This window comes from Allobosea sp. P1_A7 (assembly GCF_056406775.1).
This window is the reverse complement of the sequence record NZ_JBFTZN010000009.1, coordinates 25685-50008: the sequence shown is the minus strand read 5'-3', so window position 1 is coordinate 50008 and position 24324 is coordinate 25685. Positions and strand designations below refer to the sequence as shown.

At 65.3% G+C, this 24324-nt stretch carries 22 protein-coding genes; 15 read left to right on the top strand and 7 right to left on the bottom strand.

Going from position 1 to position 24324, the window contains the following annotated elements; genetic code table 11:
- Window positions 1–105: 105 nt before the first annotated feature.
- Genes AC1D34_RS02580 through AC1D34_RS02570 form a run of 3 tightly spaced genes read left to right on the top strand, consistent with a single transcriptional unit; the run spans window position 106 to window position 3622 of the window.
- Window positions 106–1566, top strand: coding sequence for an amidohydrolase family protein (locus AC1D34_RS02580; protein WP_476823417.1), 1461 nt, complete (start codon window positions 106–108; stop codon window positions 1564–1566).
- Window positions 1563–2555, top strand: coding sequence for an ABC transporter ATP-binding protein (locus AC1D34_RS02575; protein ID WP_441489749.1), 993 nt, complete (start codon window positions 1563–1565; stop codon window positions 2553–2555). The genes AC1D34_RS02580 and AC1D34_RS02575 overlap by 4 nt, the downstream gene beginning before the upstream one ends.
- Window positions 2552–3622 (top strand): ABC transporter ATP-binding protein, encoded by a 1071-nt coding sequence (locus AC1D34_RS02570; RefSeq protein WP_476823416.1) that lies wholly within the window; start codon window positions 2552–2554, stop codon window positions 3620–3622. The genes AC1D34_RS02575 and AC1D34_RS02570 overlap by 4 nt, the downstream gene beginning before the upstream one ends.
- A gap of 54 nt (window positions 3623–3676) precedes the next feature.
- On the opposite strand, the gene AC1D34_RS02565 is transcribed toward AC1D34_RS02570, so the two are convergent.
- Both AC1D34_RS02565 and AC1D34_RS02560 read right to left on the bottom strand, forming a co-directional pair.
- The gene (locus AC1D34_RS02565) at window positions 3677–4693 is read right to left on the bottom strand and encodes a 2Fe-2S iron-sulfur cluster-binding protein (RefSeq protein WP_441505939.1); all 1017 of its coding nucleotides are present in this window, start codon (window positions 4691–4693) and stop codon (window positions 3677–3679) included.
- Entirely contained in the window at window positions 4690–4869 is a 180-nt protein-coding gene (locus AC1D34_RS02560; RefSeq protein ID WP_476768336.1) for a hypothetical protein, read from the bottom strand. The genes AC1D34_RS02565 and AC1D34_RS02560 overlap by 4 nt, the downstream gene beginning before the upstream one ends.
- A gap of 163 nt (window positions 4870–5032) precedes the next feature.
- On the opposite strand from AC1D34_RS02560, the gene AC1D34_RS02555 reads away from it, so the two are divergent.
- The 8 genes from AC1D34_RS02555 to AC1D34_RS02520 all read left to right on the top strand — a co-directional run bounded on the left by AC1D34_RS02555 (window position 5033) and on the right by AC1D34_RS02520 (window position 12300).
- On the top strand, window positions 5033–5293 hold the full coding sequence (locus AC1D34_RS02555; protein ID WP_441489752.1) for a heavy-metal-associated domain-containing protein: 261 nt from the start codon (window positions 5033–5035) through the stop codon (window positions 5291–5293).
- A gap of 330 nt (window positions 5294–5623) precedes the next feature.
- Window positions 5624–6349: a cupin domain-containing protein gene (locus AC1D34_RS02550; RefSeq protein ID WP_441489753.1), complete on the top strand. Its 726-nt coding sequence runs from the start codon at window positions 5624–5626 to the stop codon at window positions 6347–6349.
- Between the two features lie 43 nt (window positions 6350–6392).
- Entirely contained in the window at window positions 6393–7253 is an 861-nt protein-coding gene (locus AC1D34_RS02545; RefSeq protein ID WP_476823415.1) for a GNAT family N-acetyltransferase, read from the top strand.
- 21 nt (window positions 7254–7274) lie between these two features.
- A complete protein-coding gene (locus AC1D34_RS02540) occupies window positions 7275–8201 on the top strand; it encodes a 2-hydroxyacid dehydrogenase (protein ID WP_476768335.1) in 927 nt (308 codons plus the stop codon).
- Between the two features lie 14 nt (window positions 8202–8215).
- Window positions 8216–9685 carry an NAD-dependent succinate-semialdehyde dehydrogenase gene (locus tag AC1D34_RS02535; RefSeq protein ID WP_476823414.1) on the top strand — a complete coding sequence of 490 codons (1470 nt, stop codon included), beginning with the start codon at window positions 8216–8218 and terminating at the stop codon, window positions 9683–9685.
- A gap of 162 nt (window positions 9686–9847) precedes the next feature.
- Complete coding sequence (locus AC1D34_RS02530; protein WP_476823413.1) at window positions 9848–10264, top strand: helix-turn-helix domain-containing protein; 417 nt, start codon at window positions 9848–9850, stop codon at window positions 10262–10264.
- A gap of 49 nt (window positions 10265–10313) precedes the next feature.
- On the top strand, window positions 10314–11708 hold the full coding sequence (locus tag AC1D34_RS02525; RefSeq protein ID WP_476823412.1) for an aminotransferase class III-fold pyridoxal phosphate-dependent enzyme: 1395 nt from the start codon (window positions 10314–10316) through the stop codon (window positions 11706–11708).
- A 115-nt stretch (window positions 11709–11823) separates the two neighbouring features.
- Window positions 11824–12300 carry an Lrp/AsnC family transcriptional regulator gene (locus AC1D34_RS02520; RefSeq protein WP_200878107.1) on the top strand — a complete coding sequence of 159 codons (477 nt, stop codon included), beginning with the start codon at window positions 11824–11826 and terminating at the stop codon, window positions 12298–12300.
- A 103-nt stretch (window positions 12301–12403) separates the two neighbouring features.
- On the opposite strand, the gene AC1D34_RS02515 is transcribed toward AC1D34_RS02520, so the two are convergent.
- The gene (locus AC1D34_RS02515) at window positions 12404–13279 is read right to left on the bottom strand and encodes a GNAT family N-acetyltransferase (protein ID WP_476768331.1); all 876 of its coding nucleotides are present in this window, start codon (window positions 13277–13279) and stop codon (window positions 12404–12406) included.
- A gap of 205 nt (window positions 13280–13484) precedes the next feature.
- On the opposite strand from AC1D34_RS02515, the gene AC1D34_RS02510 reads away from it, so the two are divergent.
- Window positions 13485–14762 (top strand): NAD(P)/FAD-dependent oxidoreductase, encoded by a 1278-nt coding sequence (locus AC1D34_RS02510; RefSeq protein WP_476768330.1) that lies wholly within the window; start codon window positions 13485–13487, stop codon window positions 14760–14762.
- 207 nt (window positions 14763–14969) lie between these two features.
- On the opposite strand, the gene AC1D34_RS02505 is transcribed toward AC1D34_RS02510, so the two are convergent.
- The 4 genes from AC1D34_RS02505 to AC1D34_RS02490 all read right to left on the bottom strand — a co-directional run bounded on the left by AC1D34_RS02505 (window position 14970) and on the right by AC1D34_RS02490 (window position 20153).
- A complete protein-coding gene (locus tag AC1D34_RS02505; protein WP_476823411.1) occupies window positions 14970–16442 on the bottom strand; it encodes an aldehyde dehydrogenase family protein in 1473 nt (490 codons plus the stop codon).
- A 5-nt stretch (window positions 16443–16447) separates the two neighbouring features.
- Window positions 16448–17116 (bottom strand): haloacid dehalogenase type II, encoded by a 669-nt coding sequence (locus AC1D34_RS02500; protein ID WP_476768328.1) that lies wholly within the window; start codon window positions 17114–17116, stop codon window positions 16448–16450.
- Window positions 17117–17316: 200 nt separating this feature from the next.
- A complete protein-coding gene (locus tag AC1D34_RS02495) occupies window positions 17317–18639 on the bottom strand; it encodes an NAD(P)/FAD-dependent oxidoreductase (RefSeq protein ID WP_476823410.1) in 1323 nt (440 codons plus the stop codon).
- 185 nt (window positions 18640–18824) lie between these two features.
- Window positions 18825–20153, bottom strand: coding sequence for an NAD(P)/FAD-dependent oxidoreductase (locus tag AC1D34_RS02490; RefSeq protein WP_476768326.1), 1329 nt, complete (start codon window positions 20151–20153; stop codon window positions 18825–18827).
- Between the two features lie 338 nt (window positions 20154–20491).
- Here AC1D34_RS02490 and AC1D34_RS02485 point away from each other — a divergent pair, with 338 nt between their 5' ends.
- Genes AC1D34_RS02485 through AC1D34_RS02475 form a run of 3 tightly spaced genes read left to right on the top strand, consistent with a single transcriptional unit; the run spans window position 20492 to window position 24063 of the window.
- Complete coding sequence (locus AC1D34_RS02485) at window positions 20492–22180, top strand: peptide ABC transporter substrate-binding protein (RefSeq protein WP_476768325.1); 1689 nt, start codon at window positions 20492–20494, stop codon at window positions 22178–22180.
- A gap of 33 nt (window positions 22181–22213) precedes the next feature.
- Entirely contained in the window at window positions 22214–23167 is a 954-nt protein-coding gene (locus AC1D34_RS02480; protein ID WP_476823409.1) for an ABC transporter permease, read from the top strand.
- The gene (locus tag AC1D34_RS02475; RefSeq protein WP_441505926.1) at window positions 23167–24063 is read left to right on the top strand and encodes an ABC transporter permease; all 897 of its coding nucleotides are present in this window, start codon (window positions 23167–23169) and stop codon (window positions 24061–24063) included. Before AC1D34_RS02480 ends, AC1D34_RS02475 begins: the two co-directional genes overlap by 1 nt.
- Window positions 24064–24324 lie beyond the last annotated feature (261 nt).

Genomic DNA, 24324 nt, shown 5'->3' with positions numbered 1-24324 from the left:
GCGCGGGGGAGACCCGCGCCGCATCTCCTGCTCCGGTCGGCCGCACGGTTCTCTCGCGCGTTCTTCGCCCCGGGTGCCTTCTCTGTTCTCTCTACGGATGATGCCATGACGCTCACGGTCATCAGGAATGCGGATGTCGTCGTGGCCTGGGATGCCCAGGCTGCCGGTCACGTCTATCTCTACGGCGCGGATGTCGCCTTCGAGGATGGCAAGATCCTTTTCGTCGGCGAGCGCTATGACGGCCCAGCGGACGAGACCGTGGACGGGCAGGGGCGAATGGTCATGCCCGGCCTGGTCAATATTCACTCGCATCCGTCCAGCGAACCCCTCAACAAGGGCTTTCTGGATGAGCTCGGTTCGCCGGCGCTCTACAATTCCTCGCTTTACGAGTTTATGCCGATCCTGCGTCCGGATGCCGAGGCGGTGCCGGATTGCGTACGCGTCGCCTATTCCGAGCTGCTGCTCTCCGGCGTGACGACGGTTGCGGATCTGTCGGTGCCGCATCCGGACTGGCTCGACCTCGCGGGACAGAGCGGCATGCGCGTCTGCCTTGCTCCGATGTTCCGCTCGGCCCGCTGGCATACGCGCAATGGCTATGTCGTCGAATACGAGTGGGACGAGAAGGCCGGTGCCGACGCCATGGCGCAGGCCTTTGAGGTTATCGCCAAGGCCGAGGCCCACCCCTCGGGCCGCCTGTTCGGCATGGTATGCCCCGCCCAGATCGACACCTGCAGCGAGGGGCTGATCAAGGAAAGCTATGCTGAGGCCGGCCGACGCGGGCTGCGCTGGCAGATCCATGCGGCGCAGTCGACGGTCGAGTTCCATGAGATCACGCGCCGGCATGGCGTCTCGCCGATCCAGTGGCTCGAGAAGCTCGACGTGCTCGGCTCCACGAGCATCGTCGGTCATGCCATTTTCCTCGACGACTACCCGCGCAACGCCTGGCACAGTCGCCGCGATCTCGATCTCCTGGCCGAGAGCGGCACGACGGTGGCCCATTGTCCGACCGTCTTCATGCGGCGGGGCATCGCGTTGCGTGATTTCGGGCGCTATCGGCGGGCCGGCGTGAATATCGGCCTGGGTACGGACACCTATCCCCACAACATGCTCGAGGAAATGCGCAATGCGGCCTATGTCGCGCGCCTGATGGCGGAGAGCCCGCGCACGCTCAGCACGACCGACCTGTTCGAGGCTGCGACGGTCGCTGGCGCCCGTGCGCTGGGGCGCAGCGATATCGGCCGGCTCGCGGTGGACTGCAAGGCGGACCTCGTGCTCGTCGACCTTGCCCATCCCATGATGCAGCCGCGGCGTGATCCCGTTCGCAGCCTGATCTACGCGGCGGCCGAGCGCGCGGTCGATCGCGTCTATGTCGATGGCCGGCTCGTCGTGAGCGGTGGCGAGGTCCTCACCATCGATTACCCCGCCGCTGCGAGGCGCCTGCACGAAGCCCAAAAGCGGACCGAAGCGGCCGCTCCGAGGAATGACTGGGCCGGCCGCCCGGTGACGGATTACTCGCCCMTGACCTTTCCCGAAGCCGGGCATAGGACCTCCGGGGCCCGCTCATGAGCCCGGCCACGGCCACACCGATCATCGAACTGCGCAACCTGACGACGGCCTTTCAGACCCTGAACGGGACGGTGCGGGCGGTCGACGGCATTTCGCTTTCGCTCGAGCGCGGCAAAACGCTCGGTATCGTGGGGGAGAGCGGGTGCGGCAAGAGCATGCTGTCCCTGTCGATCATGGGCCTCGTGCCGCCTCCGGGACGCAATGCCGGCGGCGAGATCCTGTTCGAAGGGCGCGACCTCCTGAAGCTGCCGCCGAGCGAGATGCGCGACATTCGTGGCAACCGCATCGCCATGATCTTCCAGGAGCCGATGACCAGCCTGAACCCCGTGCACACGGTGGGGTATCAGGTCGTCGAGTCCTTGCGCGCGCACCGCAAGGCCTCGGCCCGCGATCTGCGTGACGAGGCCATCGAGGCGCTGCGCAGGGTGCGCATTCCATCGCCCGAGCGGCGCTTCGACGAGTATCCGCATCAGCTGTCGGGCGGCATGCGCCAGCGGGTCATGATCGCCATGGCGCTGACCTGCAAGCCGGCCCTGCTGATCGCGGACGAGCCGACCACGGCGCTGGACGTCACCATCCAGGCCCAGATTCTCAGGCTCCTGCGCGAGTTGCAGGAGGAGACGGGCATGTCGATGATCCTGATCACCCACGACCTCGGTGTCGTCGCTCAGGTCGCCGATGAGGTGGCCGTCATGTATGCCGGCAAGGTGGTCGAGCGGGCCTCGGTCAAGGACGTGTTCCACGATCCGCAGCACCCTTACACGATCGGCCTGATGGGTTCGATGCCACGCATGGACCAGGACGTTGCGCGGCTCATCGCGATTGACGGCGTCGTGCCTCCGCCCTTCCGGTTGCCGCAAGGCTGCCGCTTCAATCCGCGCTGTCCGTTTGCGGATGACGGCTGCCGCGCGGAGATGCCGGTGCTCGGGGAAATCGGCCCGACCCATCTCGTCGCCTGTCGGAAGGCCCCGCTGGAGGAGTTCGTATGACGGTACCGTTGCTCGAACTTGAGGACGTGACCAAGCACTACCCCGTCTTCAAGGGCCTGATCCGGAAGAAGCAGGTCGGTGCGGTCCGTGCCGTGGACGGGGTGAGCCTGCAGATCAATCCAGGCGAAACCCTGGCGATCGTCGGTGAGAGCGGCTGCGGCAAGTCGACCACCGCGCGTCTTGCCATGCGGCTCATCGCGCCCACGGCGGGAAGCGTGCGCTTCGAAGGTCGCGACATCACGCATCTCGACCGAGCGGCCATGCGCAGCATGCGTCGCAATATGCAGATCGTCTTCCAGGACCCCTATGCCAGCCTGAATCCGCGCATGACGGTGGAGGAGCTGATTTCCGAGCCCATGCTGGTCCATGGCGAGGGCACGGCGGCCTCGCGGCGTGCGCGCGTGCTGGAACTGCTTCGGAGGGTCGATCTCGCTCCCTATCATGCGGCGCGCTATCCGCACGAGTTCTCGGGTGGCCAGCGTCAGCGCATCGGCATTGCCCGGGCCCTGGCCCTGTCTCCGAAGCTCATCGTCTGCGACGAGCCGGTGTCGGCTCTCGACGTTTCGATCCAGGCACAGGTCGTAAACCTGCTGAAGGACCTTCAGAAGGAATTCGGCCTGGCCTACCTGTTCATCTCCCATGGCCTCGCCGTCGTGAAGCACATGGCCGATCGCGTGGCGGTGATGTATCTCGGGCAGGTCGTCGAACTGGCGAGCAAGCAGGACCTCTACGGTAATCCGCGCCATCCCTACACGCAGGCCCTGCTGTCCGCGGCTCCGGAGCCGGACCCGACCCGGCGCGAGGCGTGGAATGTGCTGGGGGGCGATGTCCCGAGCCCGCTCAATCCGCCAGCGGGCTGCCGATTCCATACGCGCTGCCCCCTCGCGCAGGAGCGCTGCCGCAGTGACGTGCCGAGCCTTCGTGCCGTCGGCGCGGGGCACAGCGCCGCGTGCCATTTTGCCGAGACTGTGCCGACCTTCAGCCACGCGGCTGCGGCCCGGGAGGAATCGCCGAGCCGGCGCAGGCGCCTCGCGCTCTATGAGGCGCACCGTCGTCAGGTGAACTGAGCGAGGCTTGGCGTCTGAGGCGGTCCACGCACACCGATTGTCCTCGTCTTGCCGTCACGCCCGGACCGCGATCTCCGTGCCGTTTGTGCATGCTTGGTCCGCTGCCGTGAAGAAGGCGTCGGCATAGGCGTGAGCCGGGTCGAGTCCGCGGCGCGTCATGGCTGCGACGGCGTCATCAACCAGGCGGGGCGAGCCGGCGACATAGGCTGTCACGCCCTCGAGTTCGGCAAGCGCTTCAAGGCGAGCACCGAGCGGCGGTCCGTCGCTCAGGACAGGGATATAGGTAAAATCGGCGAGCCGGTTGGCGAGGTCAGCGATCGTGGCCTCCTGATAGAGATCATGCTCAGCCCGCGCGGCATTGTAGAGCCGAATCGGCTGTTTCAGGTGCAGACGCGCAGCGCTGTGCAGGATCGACAGGATCGGGGCGAGCCCGGTTCCGCCCGCCACGGCGAGGATTGGCCCGGTCCGCCTTGCGCGCAGATGCGCCGTGCCCATCGGGCCACGCAGCCGGACGGGATCGCCCGCCTGCAACCCGCTCGCGACATGGCCGCTGGTCACACCATTGGCGACATGCCTGATGTGGAACTCGAGGAGCGGCTCGTCCGGGTCGTTCGCCATCGAATAATTGCGCGGCGCGCAGCCTGCGAAATGCAGTTCGGCATATTGGCCGGCCGTGAAGGCGAGCGGCTCTCCCTCCAATTCGACGCGCAGGATCGAGATATCCGGCGTCGGGCGTTGCAGCGAGACGACCCGTCCCGAAACCTCGCGCAGGGGATGTCCGGCCGTGTCGCTGCCAAGCCAGGCGATGCCGCAATCGCTGCGCGGCTGGGCGCGGCAGGCGAGAACGAAGCCGCGCTCCGTGTCTGCTGCGGTGAGCGCGAAGGGCGTGTGGGGAAGCAGCTCGACTTCGCCCGAGAGAAGCCTCGACTTGCAGGCGCCGCAGCGCCCGACCTGGCAGCCATAGGGATAGGCGTACCCGGCAAGCTGGGCCGCTTTCAGAATCGTCATATCCGCCGCGACGGTGATTTCGGTCGCGAGGTTGGCGATGTGGACGGTGTGGTTTGCGGTCATCGAGCGGGCACCTGCTGAGGCTCGAACGGCGCCACCGCAGCGCCGGCCATTGGCGGCGAGAAACGGCGCAGGCGCTGCGCCTTCTCGACGCGGTCGGCCCTGGAGGAGGTGATGCCCCCGACCGCGACCAGGGGCCTCCGCGCTGACCGCACTTCGGACTGATTGATTACCGTCATCTGCGCCACCTTGATTGGACGAACGCTCAATGCGGTGCGGCTTCCCATAGTGGGAGTGTCAAGCGGCCGCGGACCTGTCGTGGGAAGAAAATCCGGGCTTGACCTTGCCATATGGCAAGGACCGACACTGATTTTGCGCTCATTCCTTCAGGAGAGATTTCCCATGTGCCAAGCTCACCAGTCTCAGGACCACGAGATTGCTTCCGCTGCCGTTTCCGGCGTTTCCGTTCGTGTCGACGACATGACCTGCGGCCATTGCGCCGGCACCATCAAGAGCGCCATCGAGAGCTCGATCCCCGGCGCCAAGGTCAGTGCCAACCCGGAGGCTCGCCTCGTCTCGGTCGAAGGTGCCGATCTTGCCCGGGTTCGCGAGATCATCGCCCAGGCCGGCTATACGCCCGACGCTGCGCCTGCCCACGCCTGAGCACGTGAGGCCGGAAATCCGGCCTCCGCTCGCGTTCGGCAAGGCTCCTTGAAATCGTGACAGCCGCGGCGAATGCCGCGGCCTTTTGCTTGGCCGCGCTGTCTCGAACAATGACAGGCGCTCAGCAGATCATGCCGTCCCCATCCGGTTCAGGCGCGGGGTGGGGCGGTTGCTGCTGTGCTTGTGTAAGCCGACCTTCCCATTCCCTGGGGGCGTGCGGCCGATACGGGACCGGGCGGAAGCCGGCGCCCGGAAAGATGGTCCAATCCCCATGGCGGCTTTGGCCTTAGCTCTGGAACTGTCGCAAGAAACGTCTGGACGGCTCCACAGATGACATCGCCCGCAATCATAGTGCTTGACCGCGCCAAGGGCGCGCAGCCTGCCATCAGCCACGTCACGACGAGGCTAAGCGCGGCCGACCCATTTGCCGCGGGCCGCGAGATTGCGTGGACCGGCCCCGATTCCATGGCCGCGGGCCGCGCCACGTTCGAGGGGACTTGCGAAAGCGTCTCATTTCCTCACACCGAATTCCTGGTTGTTGTCGCCGGCCTGCTGCGTCTTGCCGAGACCGGTAAGGCCGCCCTGGAGTTGACACCCGGGCGCGGGGCCGTGATCGCGTGCGGCACCGGGTTGCGGATCGAAGCGATGCCCGGTGCGCGCTTCGTCTTCTGCGCCATGACCGGTGCGACCTCGGCCGCGCCGGGATTGCAGGAAATTCTGGCTGAGGCCGCCCTCTCGCCCTCGGCGGCGCCGCCGGTCGAGGTGCTCATCGGCCCGACGCCGCAATGCCGCAGCTTCAACGCCTTTACCGACGAGGCCTCGCGCTTCCGGGCAGGCACCTGGGATTCGACGCCCTATCACCGCATCTCGCGCCCGCATCGCGTCAATGAGCTGATGCATCTGGTCGCAGGCAGCGTCGATCTCACGGGGGCCGATGGCAGCGTCACACGTGTCGAGCAAGGCGACAGCGTCTTCGTTGTCCAGGAGACGCCCTGCGCATGGGAAAGCCGCGTTCATGTCGCCAAATTCTACGTCGTGCAGGAGGTCCGCGGCTAAGCCCGCGACCGTCCGGCCGATGCCTCTGACCATGGAACCGATGATGTCCGCTACCGCCCCTCAAGAGACGCTGCTTCTGCGCGAGATCTCGACGGCCGACGCACTGGCCTGCCATGCGCTGTCGCGCGCCGTGAACTGGCCGCATCGCGCCGACGATTGGAAGATGGTGATCGGCCTCGGCCATGGCGTCGTCGCGACGCTCGGCGAGGAGATCGTCGCGACGGCACTGTGGTGGCCCTATGGTGAGAGCCATGCCACGCTCGGCATGATCATTGTTTCGCCCGCCCATCAGGGTGGGGGCATCGGCAAACGGCTGATGCAGGCGCTGTTCGAGCAGGCACAGGGGCGCTCGCTGATGCTCAATGCCACTGCCGCCGGGGAGCCGCTCTATGCGAAGCTCGGCTTCGTTCCCTGCGGTGGGGTGCAGCAACATCAGGGCGATGCGCCGGCGATCGCGGCGCCCGTCCTGCAAGCTGGCATGTCGCTGCGCCTTGGTCGCCCAGCGGATCTGGAAATGCTGGAGCGGATCGACCGGCAGGCCACCGGGCTGGCGCGCAAACCGATGTTGGAGATGCTGCTCGCCTGCGGCGAGTGCATCGTGCTGGAGCGCAGCGGCCAGCCCGTGGGCTTCAGCATCCTCCGCCGCTTCGGTCGCGGCCTGGTGATCGGACCTGTCGTCGCCATGAAGCGCGACGATGCTCAAACCCTGATTGCGCATTGGCTGCATGAACAGCGCGGTCAGTTCCTGCGTGTCGATATCCAGGCGGATTCAGGGCTAGGGGATTGGCTGACGGAATGTGGGCTGAAGCCTGCGGGGCTGGTCACGTCGATGGTGCTTGGCGAGATGCCAGACCAACCGGGGCCGATGCGCCTCTACGCCTTGGCCAACCAGGCACTCGGCTGACTGTCGGAGCAGGCGGACACAATGGCGCTGCTTTACAAATCCGATCCCGCGCGCGGTGCCGAATGGGCCAGACTTCTGGCGGCAAAGGCGCCGGATCTGGCCTTCCGCATCTGGCCGGATGTCGGCGATCCCGCAGACATCCGCTATCTCGCTGCCTGGATGCCACCCGACGACATCATGGCGCAGTTTCCAAATCTGGAACTGCTGATCTCGGTCGGGGCCGGTGTCGACCAGTTCGATTTTTCGAAGCTGCCGCCGGAGCTTCCGGTCGTGCGCATGGTCGAACCCGGCATCGTCGACGGCATGGTCGAGTATGTCACGATGTCGGTGCTGGCGCTGCATCGCGACCTCGTGCCGTATATCGCCCAGCAGCGCGACCAGCTCTGGCGTCCGATCAGGGTGTGGCCGGCATCGACCCGTCGCGTCGGCGTTCTAGGGCTCGGCATGCTGGGGGAGGCCGCGTGTCGCAAGCTCGCAGGTTTCGGCTTCCAGGTCGCGGGGTGGAGCCGCTCGCGCCGCGAGATCGAGGGCGTAATCTGTTATGCCGGCCCGGACGGGATGACCGATTTCCTCAGCCGCACCGATATCCTGGCCTGCCTGCTGCCCCTGACCGAAGAGACGCGCGGCGTGCTGAATGCCGAGCTCTTCGCAAAACTGCCGCGGGGCGCGCGGCTGGTGAGTTCCGGACGTGGCGGCCATCTCGACCAGGATGCTCTGCTCGCCGCGCTTGACAGCGGCCAGCTCTCGGCAGCGGTCCTGGATGTTACCGTGCCCGAACCGCTGCCCGTCGGCCATGTGCTGTGGAGCGACCCGCGCGTGCTGATCACCCCGCATATCGCCAGCATGACCCAGCCGGAGACGGCGGTCGACGTCGTGCTCGACAATCTGAGACGTCATCGCGCCGGCGAACCGCTGCTCGGCCTGGTGGACCGCAAGCGCGGCTATTGAGGGGAGATCAGTCCATGCTCGTGGAACAGCTGAAGGATCCAAGCCTGTTCGTCCAGCGCGCGCTGATCGGTGGCGAGTGGGTCGGGGCGGCGTCGGGCGCGGTGCTGGCGGTGAGCGATCCCGCCGACGGCTCAGAGCTCGGTACGATCCCGGCCTGCGGCGAMGCGGAGMCGCAGGCTGCCATCGCTGCCGCGGAAGCTGCCTTCCCGGCGTGGCGCGCGCGCCCGGCAGCCGAGCGTGCTGCCTTGCTGGAGCGCTGGCACGATCTCCTGCTGTCGCATGCCGGTGATCTCGCCCTGATCATGACCGCAGAACAGGGCAAGCCGCTGGCGGAGGCCGAGGGCGAGGTGCGCTATGGCGCTGGCTTCATCAAATGGTTCGCCGAGGAGGCGCGACGCATCTATGGCAGCATCGTGCCGGCTCCGACCACCGACCGGCGCATCCTTGTGCTCAAGGAGCCGGTTGGCGTCTCTGCCGCGATCACGCCGTGGAATTTTCCCAATGCGATGATCACCCGCAAATGTGCGCCGGCACTGGCGGCGGGCTGTACCGTCGTGGTCAAGCCATCCGAGCTGACACCCTTTTCGGCTTTGGCGCTCGGTATGCTGGCGGCGCGGGCCGGTATCCCCAAGGGCGTGATCAACATCGTTACCGGCCTGCCCAATGCGATCGGCGAGACGCTGACCGGCAGCACCGCGGTGCGGAAACTCTCCTTCACGGGCTCGACGCGGGTCGGTGCGCTGCTGATGCGCCAGTCCTCCGACACGCTGAAGCGGCTCAGCCTCGAGCTTGGCGGCAATGCCCCGTTCATCGTCTTCGACGATGCCGATCTCGACATGGCCGTTGCAGGGGCCATCGCCAGCAAGTTCCGCAATGCCGGCCAGACCTGCGTCTGCGCCAACCGCATCCTGGTGCAGGACGGCGTTCATGACGCCTTTGCGGAGCGTCTTGCGAGAGCGGTATCGGCAATGCAGGTCGGCAGTGGTCGCAGGGATGGCGTCAGTATCGGTCCGCTGATCAATGCCGCGGCTGTCGAGAAGGTCCGGGCTCATGTCGAGGATGCCTTGGCGCTCGGCGCAAAACGGGTGGTCGGCGGTGAGGCTGGCTTCGATCCTGCCCGTTTCATTGCGCCGACCGTGCTGACGGGGGCGAATACACGGATGCGCCTTGCCAACGAGGAGACATTCGGCCCGGTCGCGCCGCTGTTCCGGTTCAGGCATGAGGATGAGGCGATCGAGATCGCCAATGGCACGCCCTATGGCCTGGCGGCCTATTTCTACTCCGAGAACCTGCATCGCGCCTGGCGCGTCGGCGAGCGGCTCGAATTCGGTATGGTCGGGCTCAATACCGGCTCCGTCTCGATGGAGGTTGCGCCCTTCGGTGGCATCAAGCAGTCCGGAATTGGGCGCGAAGGCGGCGCAACCGGCATCGAGGAATATCTGGAGACCAAGAGTTTCCATATGGGCGGGCTGAAGCAAGCCTGAGCGGCGGCGCCTCTCAGAGCACCGAAAGCATGATGTGCTGTCGCTGCCTCGGAAATGCGCAGGGGATACCATGTCGGCCCCTCCGCTGAAGCCGACATCATGGCGGCCCGGTCCTAGGCTTCTGGCAAGGCGGCCAGGCCGTCAGCAGGGAAGAGCCAGTCCATGCATGAGCCAGTTTCCAATGTCGGTGCAGCGCTTTCGGGCCGCATCAGCCCCGGTATCCAACGTGCTCTCGCCCATATCGAGCGGCACTTCACCGACGCGGTCTATCTTGAGGATATTGCGGTTCTCGCCGGACTGAGCGTCTGCCGTTTCGTGACGGTGTTTCGCCATCAGGTCGGGCTCACGCCGCATCGCTTCATCTGCCACCGGCGTATCCGTTACGCCAAGTCATTGCTGCGCGAGGGCGTGCCCTTGGCACTGGCGGCCTCCGAGGCGGGCTTCTTCGACCAGAGCCACCTGTCGCGTCATTTCAAGAGCATATGCGGGGTCACGCCGGGCCGCTACCTGCGCGAGCAGGCGCATGCTACGCGACTGAGGTCCGAACCTGCTGCCTATACGCAGGCCGGCGCTGCCTGATCCGTCATCCGCCTCTCGATCCAGAGATCCCCCAGCAAGGCCTGTCTCCATGACCGTCAACTCGCTCGAAGCACTCGACCGCATGCATTGGGTCCACCCTGTCGCCAACTGGGCGGGGCATGAGAAGCGCGGCGTCACCATCCTGAAGTCGGCACGCGGAGCCTTCATCACGGACGCCGATGGTCACGAACTGATCGATGGCTTTGCGGGGCTCTGGTGCGTCAATGTCGGCTATGGCCATGACAGCATCGTCGAGGCGGCTGCCGCGCAGATGCGCGAGCTGCCCTATGCGACCGGCTATTTCGGCTTCGGCAGCGAACCTGCGATCCGGCTGGCCGCCAAGCTGGCCGAGATCACTCCCGGCGATCTCAACCACATCTATTTCTCTCTCGGCGGTTCCGATGCCGTCGACAGCGCGCTGCGTCTGATCCGCTACTACTACAACGTCACCGGACGACCGGCGAAGAAGCAGATCATCTCGCTGGAGCGAGGCTATCACGGCTCAAGCTCGACGGGGGCCGGCGTGACGGCGCTGCCGGCGTTCCACGCCAATTTCGACCTGCCGGCGGAGGGGCAGCACTACATCGCCTCGCCCTATCMCTATCGTAACCCGGCGGGCTCCGACGACGGCGCCGTCATCGCAGCCAGCGTCGCGACGCTGCGGGCCAAGGTCGAGGAACTCGGTGCTGACACCGTTGCCGCCTTCTTCTGCGAGCCGGTGCAGGGTTCGGGCGGTGTCGTCGTTCCCCCGAAGGGCTGGCTGAAGGCGATGCGCGATGCTGCGGTCGAACTCGACATCCTCTTCGTCGCCGACGAGGTCATCACCGGCTTTGGACGAACCGGCCCGATGTTCGCCTGCGAGGCGGAGGGCGTCGTGCCGGACATGATGAGCATGGCCAAGGGCCTGACCTCGGGTTACGCCCCGCTCGGAGCGCTCGCCATCGGCGAGAAGGTCTATCGCGCCATCGCCGACAACGCACCCGCCGGCGGCCCGATCGGGCATGGCTATACCTATTCGGGCCATCCCGTCAGCGCCGCCGTCGCGCTTGAGGTGCTGCGCCTCTATGACGAGGGTGGCATCCTCGCCAACGGCCAGCGCGTCGGCGCCTATTTCGAGAAGCGCCTCGCTACGCTTGCCGACCATCCCCTGGTCGGAGAAGTCCGGGCGCGCGGCCTGCTCGCCGGTGTCGAGATCGTTGCCGACAAGGTCACCAAGGCGAAGTTCTCGCGCGCGGCGAAGCTGTCCGACCATCTCTTTGCGCGTGGCTATGCCAATGGCGTGATCTTCCGCGCCTTCGCCGATGATATCATCGGGCTCGCTCCGCCTCTGTGCTGCAGCGAGACGGAAATCGATCTGATTGTCGCGCGCCTGCGCCAGACGCTGGACGACATGCTGGCGCTCCCTGAGGTCACAGCCGAGTTGAAACTGGTTGAGCCGGCATGATCCTCGCTTTGCTCGGATAGAGCGACGTGTTTAGTTTCACGCCACCGGAGTGGTGGCTCGCCGTTCGGGTTTGCGCGGGGAGGGCTGGGGTGAGGCTTTCGTGGTGACACCGGGCGTGCGGCTCGATCGCATCGACATGAAGATTCTGATTGAGCTCCAGAACAACGGCCGCGTGACGAATGTCACGCTGGCCGATGCGGTCGGCTTGTCTCCGAGCCCCTGTCTGCTGCGGGTGAAGCGGCTCGAACAAGCCGGCTTCATTTCCGGATATGGAGCCACGATCAATCTGCAGAAACTTGGTGAGACGATCACGGTCTTTACCGAGATCACGCTGGCGGACCATACGAAGGAATATTTCATCCGCTTCGAGACTGGCTTGCGTCGCGTCGACGAGGTGGTGGAATGCCATATGGTCAGCGGCGGCTATGACTATCTGGTCAAGTTCGTCACGCGCGGGCTGACGCATTACCAGTCGCTGATCGAGACGCTGCTCGATCGCAATCTCGGCATCTCGAAATACTTCAGCTACATCGTCATCAAGACGCCGATCCAGAAATCGGGCTATCCGCTGCCTGTGCTGTTCGACGTTTAAGGCATCGGCCGAAAAGTAGATTGCGGTTTTCGGAAAAGCCGATGCAAACACAGAAGGTTAGATCACCGGACGGGATACGATATCCGGTCCGATGATCTAACCGTCAACCCAGGGCCTGGTTGATCAGCCCGAAGGTGCGCATCGTGCCGCGCGCCGCATGATTGTTGCCGCGGATCATCGTCGTCACGGTGTCGTGGATCATCATGCCGCAGGATTCGAGGAAACCGCCGAACAAGCCCTGCTCCATCGCAGTGTCGACCCGGAGGAACTCGCCCTCATGTGCCTGGACATGGGGCCGGGTCAGAGCAATCGCCGCCATATCGTCCTCCGCCACGATCGGCCCGACGACATGGCCTCGCCCGAAGTGGCGGCACAGCGCGAAGCCGACGGCCTCTCCGTTGCGTTCGTGGATCGTCCCGATCGATTGCGGCATCAGGGCCTTGATCACCCGCGTCCGATCCGCGCCATAGGCCATCGCATCGAGACGGGCGATAGCGTCAAGATCATCCACAACCACTGGCCTTACCGAGATCGTGGAATCGGTGGCGGGGCCTGCATCCTCGACGCGGCCCTGATGCTGAAAGACACGGCCGATGGGCTCGAAGCCGAGCGAGCGGTAGAGCCGGTAGCCTTCGCGCGTCGAATTCAGGCGCAGATCGCGCTGCCCGGATTGTTCGAAGATCGTGTCCATCAGCCGCCGGCCCGCACCTCGCGCCTGGAGGCGGGGCGAGGTGATAACCATGCCGATCGTGGCGAAATGTTCGCCAAAGGGCCACCACATCGCTGTCCCGAGCGCACGACCGATCAGATCGCAGGCGATGAGGCCATATCCGACCTCGAATACCAGCCGCCAGTCCTCAGGGCGATGCGGCCAGGCGACGGCGATCGAGAGTTGGTGTGCCTGGCCGAGATCGGCCTCGGTCATCGCGCGGATATCGATCGCATAGTCAAGTGGGCGCTTGGCCGTTTTGTAATCCACCCCTGCGAGCCTCATCTGGAATGAAGCCCAAGTATAGGTGCGCCGCTGGCTTTCGAGAATAGTAAAATTCATACAATACATAGGCTTAGAATGTCGCATGCTCGGGCTTCCAAATCGGACCGCGTCTGGGCAACAGCTTGCGCAGACCGGTTCGCAACGCCTTTCCGGCCCTGACAGCCGGCGCTGACCCGCGGATCGATCGCTGATGAAACTCGAACCCTATTGGCTTGCGACGGCGCCGCGTTTTGGCGGAGGCGCCACAGGTCCGCTCGCAGGCACTGTCGATGTCGCCATCGTCGGCGGTGGCTTCACCGGGCTCTCGGCGGCCCTGGCCCTGGCAAAATCCGGCGCAAGCGTTGCGGTTCTGGAGGCGGGCCGTGTGATCGGCGAGGCGTCCGGGCGCAATGGCGGACACTGCAATAACGGGCTCGCCCATGATCTCGGCGGTCTCGCAGCCAGCCTGGGCCAGGACCGTGCCGTGGCGCTCTACCGGGCCTTCGATGATGCGGTCGATCAGGTGGAGAGGCTGGTCGCAAGCGAGGCGATCGATTGCGATTTTATCCGCACCGGCAAGATCAAGCTCGCGGCCAAGCCCGAGCACTTCGCCAAGTTGCAGAAGAGCGCGGAGTTGCTGTCGCGCACCGTCGAGCCTGATCTCACCGTGGTCCGGCCGGAAGATATCCGCCGGGAAATCGGTTCCGACGGATTCCATGGCGGACTGGTCTTCCCGCGCAGTGCCCACATGCATATGGGCCGTTTCGGTGTCGGGCTGGCCGATGCCGCTGCGCGGCGTGGCGCGAGCATCTATGAGAACGCTGCGGTGACGGAGCTTCACCGCCTCAAGGCGCGTGCGCACAGGGTCGTGACGAGCCGCGGCGAGATCGAGGCCGGGCAGGTGCTGCTTGCGACCGGGGCCTCCCGGCAGGGGCCGTTCGCCTGGCTCAGGCGGCGCATCGTGCCGGTGGGCAGCTTCATCATCGCCACCGCGCCGCTTTCGGCCGAACTTGCTGCATCGATCCTTCCGATGCGGCGCACCGCGACGACGACGAAGAATATCGGCAACTATTTCCGCCTCACGCCGGATAATCGCCTGATCTTCGGCGGCCGCGCCCGCTTCGCACTGTCGAGCCCGAAATCCGATGCCAAGAGCGGTGCGATTTTGCAGGCGCGGATGCTTGAACTCTTTCCGCAGCTTTCCGGCGTCCGCATCGACTATTGCTGGGGTGGTCTGGTCGACATGACCTCTGACCGGTTGCCGCGCGCCGGCGAGCGTGACGGCGTGTTCTATGCCCTGGGCTATAGCGGCCATGGCACCCAGATGTCGGTGCATATGGGCCAGATCATAGCCCGCGTCATGGGCGGGGACGTGAATGCGAATCCGCTGGCGGGGCTCGCCTGGCCCGCAGTGCCAGGCCATTTCGGTCCGCCCTGGTTCCTCCCCTTCGTCGGCGCCTATTACCGCTACCAGGACTGGCGTCACTGAGGAGGCGTCAACGAGAGGAGCCCCATCGAACACCCGGGCCTCCGCGTCGCGGCTTGTCGGGAATGATGATGAGGCTCGTGGATTCAGCCTGCCTGCTTCAGCATCGCTGAAGCAGGGGGGAAACCGTCGTCAGCTCGGGCCGGAATCGAGGCGATCKATCGGCTCCTTCCCGACCGCGCTCGGCTGCGCGCGAGTGGCCGTAAGCCTTCACGCACCGATGTCGATCAGCACGGTCTTGTGCCGCAGATTGGTCTCGACGGCTTGCCGGCCGAGATCCTTGCCGATGCCGGAGCTCTTGTACCCGCCGGTCGGCAGGATGAAGTCGAGCGTGCGGTTATAGCGGTTGATCCAGACCGTGCCCGCCTTGATCTGGCGTACGGCCCGCAGGCCTCGGCCGAGATCGGAGGTGTAGACGCCGGCCGCGAGCCCATACTCGGGGTGGTCGGCGAGGGCGAAGCCTTCCTCCTCGGTGTCGAAGCGCTGGATCGTCAGCACCGGGCCGAAGATCTCCTCACGCACCGCCGCGGTGTCCGCATCGACGCCTGTGAGCAAGGTCGGCTGATAGAAGGCTCCGCCGTGACCCTCGATCCTTCCTCCTCCCAACAGCACCTCGGCGCCCTGGGCGCGGCTGCGGGCCAGGATCGCATCGATGCGCCGGGCCTGGATCTCCGAGATGATCGGCGCAAAGCCCGTCGACGATTTCCAGGTCGGACCTGGCGCGATGCGCGAGAGCCGCGCCAGCAGAGCTGAGACCAGGGTATCAGTGGCCTGCCGCTGAACGATCAGCCGCGAACCCGCCACGCAGGCCTGGCCGGCATTGGCGAGGAGCGAGCTGGCTATGCAATCCGCTGCCTTGTCGAGATCGGCGTCAGCGAAGACGAGCTGCGGGCTCTTGCCGCCGAGCTCCAGTGTTACCGGCTTGATGCCGGTCTCGGCCGCGGCCTTCATCACGGCGATGCCCGTACGGGTGGAGCCGGTAAAGGAGAGTTTGGCGATGCCGGGGTGGCGGCTGAGTGCGTCGCCCGTCACCGCGCCCGTGCCCTGTACGACATTGAAGATACCGGGCGGAATTCCGGCCTCGACGGCGAGCTCAGCCAGCCTCACGGTCGAGAACGGCGTCAGTTCGGACGGTTTCAGGACGATCGCGTTGCCGGCGGCGAGCGCCGGGCCGACCTTCCAGCTGGCCATGCTGAGCGGGAAGTTCCAGGGCGTGATCGCCCCCACCACACCATAGGGCTCGGAGACGATCATGCCGAAATGGTCGGCCCGCGTCGCGGCGACGTCGCCGCCGAGCTTGTCCGCCCATTCGGCGAAGAAGCGGATGCCCTCGGCTGTGCTGGCGACGTCGCCGCTCACGGCCTGGGCAATCGGGCGTGTCGAGCCCAGCGCCTCCAGCCGGCCGAGTGCCTCGCTCTTCGCCTCGATCAACTCGGCCCAGCGCCGCATGGCACGCGCCCGGTCGCGCGGGGGCTGCGTCGCCCAGCCACTGCGCTTGACCGCATGCGTTGCGTCCTCGACAGCCCGATCAACAACCTCCGCCGATGCGACCGGCAGATCGGCATAGGTTACGGCGTCGGATGGTCGGGTGACGCTGATCCTTTCACCGGGGCCATCGATGTTGCTGCCGGCGATGAAATGGCCCGTGGCGAAGGCGATGGCGTCAGGGTCGAAATCGCGCATCGGCGTCAGAGCCCGAGCAGGCCTGGCAGGCCGCCGATGTCCTTGATTTCGCGGTAGCCGTAAGCTGGAATGCCGGGCTCGTGACCGCGATTGACGAAGACCCGCTGACCGATCTTCAGGTCGTAGGCGCTCATCAGGTCGTAGCGCAGACTGGACGAGCAATGCACGACGTCTTCAGGTCCGCAGCCCAGCATGTCGAACATGTATTCGAACGCCTGCAGGCGCGGCTTGTAGGCCTGCGCCTCCTCCGCGGTATAGGCCGCATGGAAGGGGGCGCCGAGTTTGACGACGGAGTGCGGAATCAGCTCCTTCATCGAATTCGAGAGGATGACGAGGGGGATCTCCCTGGCGACCTTGGCGAGGCCTGCCGGCACATCCGGGTGCGGGTTCCAGCTCGGAATCTCGTCGTAGATGGCCTGGGCGTCGGCCGGGTCGAACGTGATCTTCCAGGCTCTGCAACTGCGCTCCACCGAGTTATGGACCACTTCGATGAAGGGCTTCCAGGCGCCAAGGACCTCGTCCAGGCGAAACCCCCTGAAGCTCTCGCAGAAACCGTCCATGACCTCGGGGGACAGGCGTGCGCCATAGACGCGCCGCGCCGCCGGGCCCATTTCGAAATTGATCAGCGTGCCATAGCAATCGAAGGTCACGAATTTCGGCCGCAGGGTGCTCATCGCGTCTCTCGCCATCAGAAGTTGCCGCGCCAGCACGATCTGCCGCGTTGCATCCAAGACTAGGGCCGGTGTGCAGGCGCGGACTTGGAATTGCGTCCGGCCGAGCAAAGATTCTGCCGATCATCTGCCCCGGTTCAGCATGAATTGCCGCCGGCTGCAAAAGGCCGAATGAAGGGCTGTCCGACACCGACGGGCGATGTTCAGAATTCGCCGATCTCGCCCCGCGAGCCATCGATCAGGCGCGAATGCCGGAAGGGACGCGGGTCGACGATCGGTTTGTCCCCCACGGCGAGATCGGCCGCCAGATGGCCGGCCGCGGGCCCGAGTCCGAAGCCATGCCCGCTGAAACCGGCCGCCAGCACGAAGCCCTGCAGACCCGCGACGGGCGAGATCACCGGCACGGCGTCCGGCGTTGAATCGATATAGCTGCCCCAGCTCTCCCGGACGGCGACGTCTTGAAGTGCGGGGTAGAGCGCCCGTGCCCTTGCCAGCGTCAGCGCAACGGACCTGCGGCTCGGCACGGGATCGAGCACGCGGATGCGTTCGAAGGGAGTCTCCCTGTCGAAAGCCCAGCCTCCGAGCGCCTCCGGCCCCTCGAAGAAGGAGGTGCCGAGGCCGAACTCGACCGCTTTCAGCCGCTTGATGAACATCGGCAGGAACTCGCGCGCATAGCGCAGTCCCTGCGGCGTGACTTCAAGTGTGCCTTTGCCGCTGATCGCGATCGTGTAGCTGCCGTCGAGCCGACGCGTCAGGGCGCAGTCGGGGGTGTAGAGCGCATCGAGTAATCTGGGCGCGACTTCTGTCCGCAGAATGGTCGAGCGGATGCTCGCCTGCGGAAACCGGATGCCATGGCGCCGGCAGAAGGCTGATGCCCAGGCGCCGCCGGAAAGGATGACGGAGCGCGTTCGGATCAGGCCCTTCTCGGTGATCACGCCTGAGACYGCGCCATTCGTGACGTCGAGGCCGCGGGCAGCACAATCCTGATGGATGCTCGCACCMTGCGAACGGGCGCCTTCTGCGAGGACAGGTGCGGCGAGGGCAGGCTCAGCCTTGCCGTCGCTGACCGAATGGACCCCGCCGAGCCAGGAGTGGCCGGTGCCTGCCGTCATGGCGACTGCTTCGCTGCCGGAGAGCATGCGCGTATCGATGCCGAATTGCTGTGCGGTTCCGCGCCATTTGTCCCATTGCGCGATCTGGCCGGCATCATTGCTGGCATAGATCAGGCCGCTGCGCCTGAAGCCGATATCACTGCCGATGTCGCGGCTGAGCCCGTCCCAGAGCTCCATGGCGCGCATGGCGAGGGGCAGTTYGCGGGCGTCACGGTTCTGCTGCCGGCACCACCCCCAGTTCCGGCTCGATTGTTCGCCGCCGACGACGCCCTTCTCAAGGAGTGCTACGCTGTGCCCGCGCTTCGCCAGGAAATAGGCTGCTGCGCTGCCGACGATTCCGGCACCGATCACGATGATATCGGCCTGGGCCGGCAGGCGCGCATTGCTGGCGATGCGTTCAAGCGTCGGTGACATAGGCGGGGCGCTCCGGCAGGGTTTCGTCGCGACGTTAGCGACCGCGCTGCGGGCGGCATTGGATCATCTTTGCATCGGCGCCGGACTCAATGCCGCAGCGCGGTCTCGATGCCGATTGGCGGATGCAGCTATGGCAAGACCCAACCCCGATGCGGTGGCTTGTCTTCAAGACATTGRAAGGCGCGTCACATCATGCCGGGCTCGCCGAGATCGGTCCCGTCGATCATGCGGCTGTAGCGATAGGGGTGTGGATCGACGATGGGGGTGTCGTTGGCGACGATGTCGGCGGCAAGGCGCCCGGCGGCCGGGCCGATGCCGAAGCCGTGACCGCTATAGCCCGTAGAGATATAGAAGCCGGGCAGGGTCGCGACGCCGGAGATGACCGGAATCCAATCCGGGGTGAAGTCGACCAGCCCGCCATATTTATGCGCGATCTTCACATTGGCGAGCTGCGGATAGAGTTGCCCAAGCCGTGTCAGGGCAAAGCTGATCAGCTCCTCCTGTGCCGGCGGATCGAAGGTGCGGATTCGCTCGAAGGGCGAGATGCCATCGTTGCTCCAGCGGGAGATCGCCTCCGGCCCGGCGAAGAAGGACCGGCCAGCCCGGATGGTCAGGCCCCAGCGCCGCTTCTTGAAGGTCCGCCAGAACTGTTGGGCGTAGAGCATGCCCTGCGGAGTGAGTTCGAGCAGGCCGCGTCCGCTGATGCCGACGGTATAACCGCCATCGATCCGGCGTCGGAAGGTGAGATCGGGCATGGACAGCCCGCCCTCGATCACCTGCGGCGCGGCCTCCGTGAAAAAGGAGGTGGAGCGCACGCCCGCCTGCGGCAGCTTGAGGCCGTGATGGCGGCAGAACATCGAGCTCCAGGCTCCGCCGGCGCAGAGCACTGCGCTGGTCCGGATCGTGCCCTTTTCGGTGACGACCGCCGAAACCCTGCCTCCCTCGGTCTCCAGTCCGCGTGCGGCGCAGCTCTGATGAATGGTCGCCCCCCGCTTGCGCGCCCCTTCGGCGATGGCCGGGGTCGCCAGCGCGGGCTCGGCCCGCCCGTCGGTCGGCGAATGCACTCCGCCGATCCAGTTCTCCGTACTGCCCGGAGACATGGCCTTGGCCTCGGCAGCCGTCAGCATCCGGCTATGCATCTGATACTCGCGGGCGCGGTCGGCCCAGTTCGACCAGATATCGAGATCGGATTGTTTGGTCGTCACATAGAGCAGCCCGGTGCGGCGGAAGCCCGTCTCGGCTCCGAGTTCTTCGTTCAACCCGTTCCACATCTCGACGGCGCGCTGGGCCAGCGGCAATTCGCGCAGGTCGCGATTCTGCTGGCGGCACCAGCCCCAGTTCCGGCTCGACTGTTCGCCGGCGAGGTGCCCCTTCTCAACCAGTGCGACCGAATGCCCCTTCTTTGCCAGCTCATAGGCCGCGCTCGTGCCGGCGATGCCACCGCCAATGACCACCACATCGGCAGATTTCGGCAGAAACTCGTCGCTACGGACGCGGGTGACCGGAGGAGACATAGGCTGGCTTTCCTTGCGCTGCGGGACCGCTCCGCGCGGGCAACGACCAATCCATCCGCACGGCCGATCCGATTTGATCGGCTCGATAAGACCCGGTCCGGTGCAGAACCCTATGCCAAAGGCGGTGGTTGAATCGGCAGATTATGCCCGGCCGGGCGCCGTGATCGGCATACGAGGCGGGTGGGTGCAGGCCTAACCTAGGCACGCGGTTGAAGGACCGGCCGCGCCCGCGAACGACCCGACGGATGAAGCGGGCGGCGTGGATGCGCGATCGTTTCCGCCTGAATTGCCCGGGGCGCCCGGGACTTCCGCAAAACAAGCAAAAGAGGGGTTACCGGATGATAAAGCACTCCGACGGAACGACCCGTTCGGCTTTCCCGATGCCGGCATTGCATCGCCGCCAGTTTCTCGCGCTCGGAGCGGGCGGCCTGCTGGCCGCCTCGGGGGTTGGAGCCAGCGCCCAGACCAAGCCTGCTCCGCCACCGCCCGCTAAACCGACCGGCCAGGTCGTCGTTGGCCTGTCGCAGGAGCCGACAGCATTCAACCCGCTCATGCCTGGCATCGAGGTCGACGAGACCGTCTGGATGCAGGTCTTCAATACGATGTGGCTCGCCGACCCTCAGGGCAACCTGATGCCCGATCTCGCAACCGAGGTGCCGAGCGAGGCCAATGGGGGCATCTCGGAAGGTGGCCTGGCCTGGAAAGTCAAACTGCGCGAGGGCATCACCTGGCATGACGGGACGCCCTTCACGGCCGAGGACGTGAAATACACGCTGGAGCTGATCAATGCGCCGGGCTTCAAGAGCCGCACCCGGGTCGGCCATGCGCTGGTCAAGGACATCGTGGTCAAGGGACCGCATGAGATCTCCTGGCGCATGGAGAAGGCCTACGCGCCCTATCTCGCGCTGCTCTCCAACACCTTCATCGTGCCCAAGCATCTGCTTGAGAAAGCCAGCGACCCGAATACCGCACCCTTCAACGGCGCGCCGGTCGGTACCGGGCCCTTCAAATGGGGGCAGCGCACGCCGGGCGACAACATCACGCTCGTCGCCAATGAGCGTTATCACGGCAAGGGCCCCTATCTGGAGAAGGCTGTCCTCAAATATGTGCCGGACCAGACGGCTCTCTATGCACAGTTCCGCACGGGACAGGTCGACCTCATTATCGGCACTGGCATCCCGGCGAATTTCTATGCCGAGGCCGTGAAGCTGCCGGGCCGCAAGATCGTGAAGATCCCGAACGCCTCGCTCGAAATCCTGATGCCCAATCTCGAGCATCCGGCCTTGTCCGAGAAGGCGGTGCGCCAGGCTCTCTACGCCTCGATCAACAAGCAGGCGATCATCGACGTCATCTTCTATGGCCTGCACAAGCCGACGGAGTCCTTCGCGCCTCAGGAATCCTGGGCCTACAATCCCAACCTGCCGCAGCAGAGCTACGACCTCACCAAGGCTAACAAGCTGCTCGACGACGCTGGCTGGAAACGCAGCGGCAGCGGCGTTCGCATGAAGAACGGCGTGCCGCTTGAGTTCGCGGTCTCGACGACGACCGGCGCCTCGCTACGCGAGCAGTGCCAGCAACTGATGATGCAGGACTGGCAGCAGGTCGGCGTTTCCATGAAGATCAACAACATGCCGGCCGCGGTGATCTGGGGCGAGTTCTATACGCGCTCGAAGTTCCAGTCGCTGCTGGTCGGCACCGCCTTCCGCACCGTGATCGATCCCGATCCGGCCTCGCGCTTCGCCTCTGATGCAATACCCGCCAAGAACGGCAGTGGCGCCAACCAGATGCAGTGGCAGAATGCCGAAGTCGACAAGCTGCTGAAGGAGGGCCAGGAAACCTTCGATCAGGCCAAGCGCAAGGCCGTCTACTGGAAATTGCAGGAAATCGTCCGCGAGGAACTGCCGATCCTGCCGATCTACCAATATGTTCCGGTCGAGGGCTACAAGGAAGGGCTCATCGGCTACGAGCCCAATATCAATGCCCGCCAGAATACCTGGAACATGGGCAGCTGGTACTGGGCGCGCTGAGACCATGAACGGCCCCCCCGGGAACACGGCGCCATGAGCACCTTTCTCGTGCGACGGCTGCTGCAGGCGCTCGTGCTGCTGCTCATCGTCTCGATAATCGGCTTTGCGATCCTGCACYTGGCTCCGGGCGGGCCGCTCTCGCAGTTCGCCGCCGGCGGCGACATGACCCAGGCCGATCTCGACCGCATCGCTGAACAGCTCGGCCTCAACCGCCCGCTGCCGCTGCAATATGCGGAATGGCTCTGGCGCATGCTGCGCGGCGACTGGGGGCTGTCCTATCGCGACCATCAGCCGGTGCTGCAGATCATCGCCTCCCATATCGGGCCGACGATGGAACTGATGCTGAGCTCGACGCTGCTCGCCATGTTGCTCGGCGCCTGGCTCGGTATTCTTGGCGCGATCCGACGCTACTCGTTGTTCGATTCACTCGCGACGATCGGCGCCATGATCGCGCTCTCGATCCCGACCTTCTGGTTCGGCCTTGTCATCATCTATGTCTTCTCGGTCGGGCTCGGCTGGCTACCTGCCGGCAACCGCTACACCATCGGCGATGGTTCGGTGCTCAACCGGATCCATCATCTGATCGGGCCCTGCATCGTGCTCGCGCTGGTCTCGACGGCGGTCTGGAGCCGCTACATGCGCTCCTCGATGCTTGAGGTCGTCAATCAGGACTATATCCGCACCGCCCGGGCCAAGGGCGTGCCGGAGCGCCAGGTCCTGCTGCGGCACGCCCTTCGCAATGCGCTGCTGCCAATGATCACCATCACCGGCCTGCATGTGCCGACATTGCTTTCGGGCGCACTGGTGACCGAGACCGTCTTCACCTGGCCGGGCATGGGGAGGCTCTTCCTCGACTCGATCAGCTATCGCGACTATCCGACCGTGATGGGCATCCTGATGTTCACCGCCGTCCTGGTGTTGCTCGGCAGTCTGATCGCCGACCTGCTCTATGGTCTCGCCGATCCGCGGATTGCGAGGAATGGCTGATGAGCACTGATCTCACCGGCGTCACCGAAGTCCGGATCGCAGCTTCGCCATTCGTCTGGAACAGCCCCGGCTTTCGCCGTTTCCGCCGGCACCGGCTGGCGGTTTTCGGAGCGGTGGCAATCGTGGCGATGACGCTCGCCTGCATCTTCGGGCCGATGCTGCTGCCCTATAGCGACACGTTCATCGACATCCGGCAGCGCTTCGCGCCACCCTTCTCGGGCCCGCATGTACTCGGCACCGATCCTCTCGGGCGCGATATCCTGGCCCGCCTGCTAATGGCCGGGCGGATTTCACTCGCAGTGGGCTTTTCCGCCATGCTGATCAGCATGGCGATCGGCATCTGCATCGGCATGATCGCCGGATTCTACGAAGGTGCGGTCGGGGCTGCCCTGATGCGCTTCGTCGACGCGATGCTGTGCTTCCCCTCGATCTTCCTGCTGCTTGCTGTTTCGGCCCTGATCTTGCCGTCGGTGCCCTCGATCGTCATGCTGATCGCTATGACCTCGTGGATGGAGGTGGCGCGGGTCGTCGAGGCTCAGATAAAATCGCTCCGCACCCGCGATTATGTGGTTGCAGCGGTCGCGATGGGCGCCAGCAACGGCCGCATCATGTTTCGTCAGCTGCTGCCGAACGCGATCGCACCGATCGTCGTTGCCGCGACGTTGAACGTCGCCCATGCGATCCTGGCCGAGAGCTATATCAGCTTCCTCGGCTACGGCATCCAACCGCCGACTCCAAGCTGGGGCAATATGCTGGAGAACGCCCAAAGCTATCTCACCAGCGCGCCATGGCTTGCGATCCTGCCCGGGGCGGCGATCACGCTCGCCGTTACGAGCTTCAACTTCGTTGGAGACGGTTTGCGCGACGCGCTCGATCCCAGAATGGACTTGCCGTGACGTCGCGTGCTGCCCTTCTCGAAAGGGGGGAGGGGCATTGCTGCGGGCTGCACAGAGTGTGGGACGGTGGCACGTGCCTCTCTGTTAGGTTGTACCCTTTCCGAGAGGCGTTCCTGGGCGTGCCTCTGTGCTGAGATGACGCGCGGATTTTGCTTGCCTGGTGCCCTGGAAGAGCGCTCACTGCATCGCCGCTTCCGTTCAACCTGAACCGAGAGCGGGCCGCGGTGCCGGGTTGGCGCCGGTCAAGGCTGGAAGCTCGTC

Bases quoted from the DNA above. Each gene is read 5' to 3' on its own strand.
- AC1D34_RS02485 (WP_476768325.1), top strand. From the start codon at position 20,492: ATGATAAAGCACTCCGACGGAACGACCCGTTCGGCTTTCCCGATGCCG.
- AC1D34_RS02500 (WP_476768328.1), bottom strand. From the start codon at position 17,116: ATGAGCACCCTGCGGCCGAAATTCGTGACCTTCGATTGCTATGGCACG.
- AC1D34_RS02545 (WP_476823415.1), top strand. From the start codon at position 6,393: ATGTCCGCTACCGCCCCTCAAGAGACGCTGCTTCTGCGCGAGATCTCG.
- AC1D34_RS02550 (WP_441489753.1), top strand. From the start codon at position 5,624: ATGACATCGCCCGCAATCATAGTGCTTGACCGCGCCAAGGGCGCGCAG.
- AC1D34_RS02510 (WP_476768330.1), top strand. From the start codon at position 13,485: ATGAAACTCGAACCCTATTGGCTTGCGACGGCGCCGCGTTTTGGCGGA.
- AC1D34_RS02560 (WP_476768336.1), bottom strand. From the start codon at position 4,869: ATGACGGTAATCAATCAGTCCGAAGTGCGGTCAGCGCGGAGGCCCCTG.
- AC1D34_RS02565 (WP_441505939.1), bottom strand. From the start codon at position 4,693: ATGACCGCAAACCACACCGTCCACATCGCCAACCTCGCGACCGAAATC.
- AC1D34_RS02505 (WP_476823411.1), bottom strand. From the start codon at position 16,442: ATGCGCGATTTCGACCCTGACGCCATCGCCTTCGCCACGGGCCATTTC.
- AC1D34_RS02555 (WP_441489752.1), top strand. From the start codon at position 5,033: ATGTGCCAAGCTCACCAGTCTCAGGACCACGAGATTGCTTCCGCTGCC.
- AC1D34_RS02540 (WP_476768335.1), top strand. From the start codon at position 7,275: ATGGCGCTGCTTTACAAATCCGATCCCGCGCGCGGTGCCGAATGGGCC.
- AC1D34_RS02570 (WP_476823416.1), top strand. From the start codon at position 2,552: ATGACGGTACCGTTGCTCGAACTTGAGGACGTGACCAAGCACTACCCC.
- AC1D34_RS02475 (WP_441505926.1), top strand. From the start codon at position 23,167: ATGAGCACTGATCTCACCGGCGTCACCGAAGTCCGGATCGCAGCTTCG.
- AC1D34_RS02575 (WP_441489749.1), top strand. From the start codon at position 1,563: ATGAGCCCGGCCACGGCCACACCGATCATCGAACTGCGCAACCTGACG.
- AC1D34_RS02530 (WP_476823413.1), top strand. From the start codon at position 9,848: ATGCATGAGCCAGTTTCCAATGTCGGTGCAGCGCTTTCGGGCCGCATC.
- AC1D34_RS02490 (WP_476768326.1), bottom strand. From the start codon at position 20,153: ATGTCTCCTCCGGTCACCCGCGTCCGTAGCGACGAGTTTCTGCCGAAA.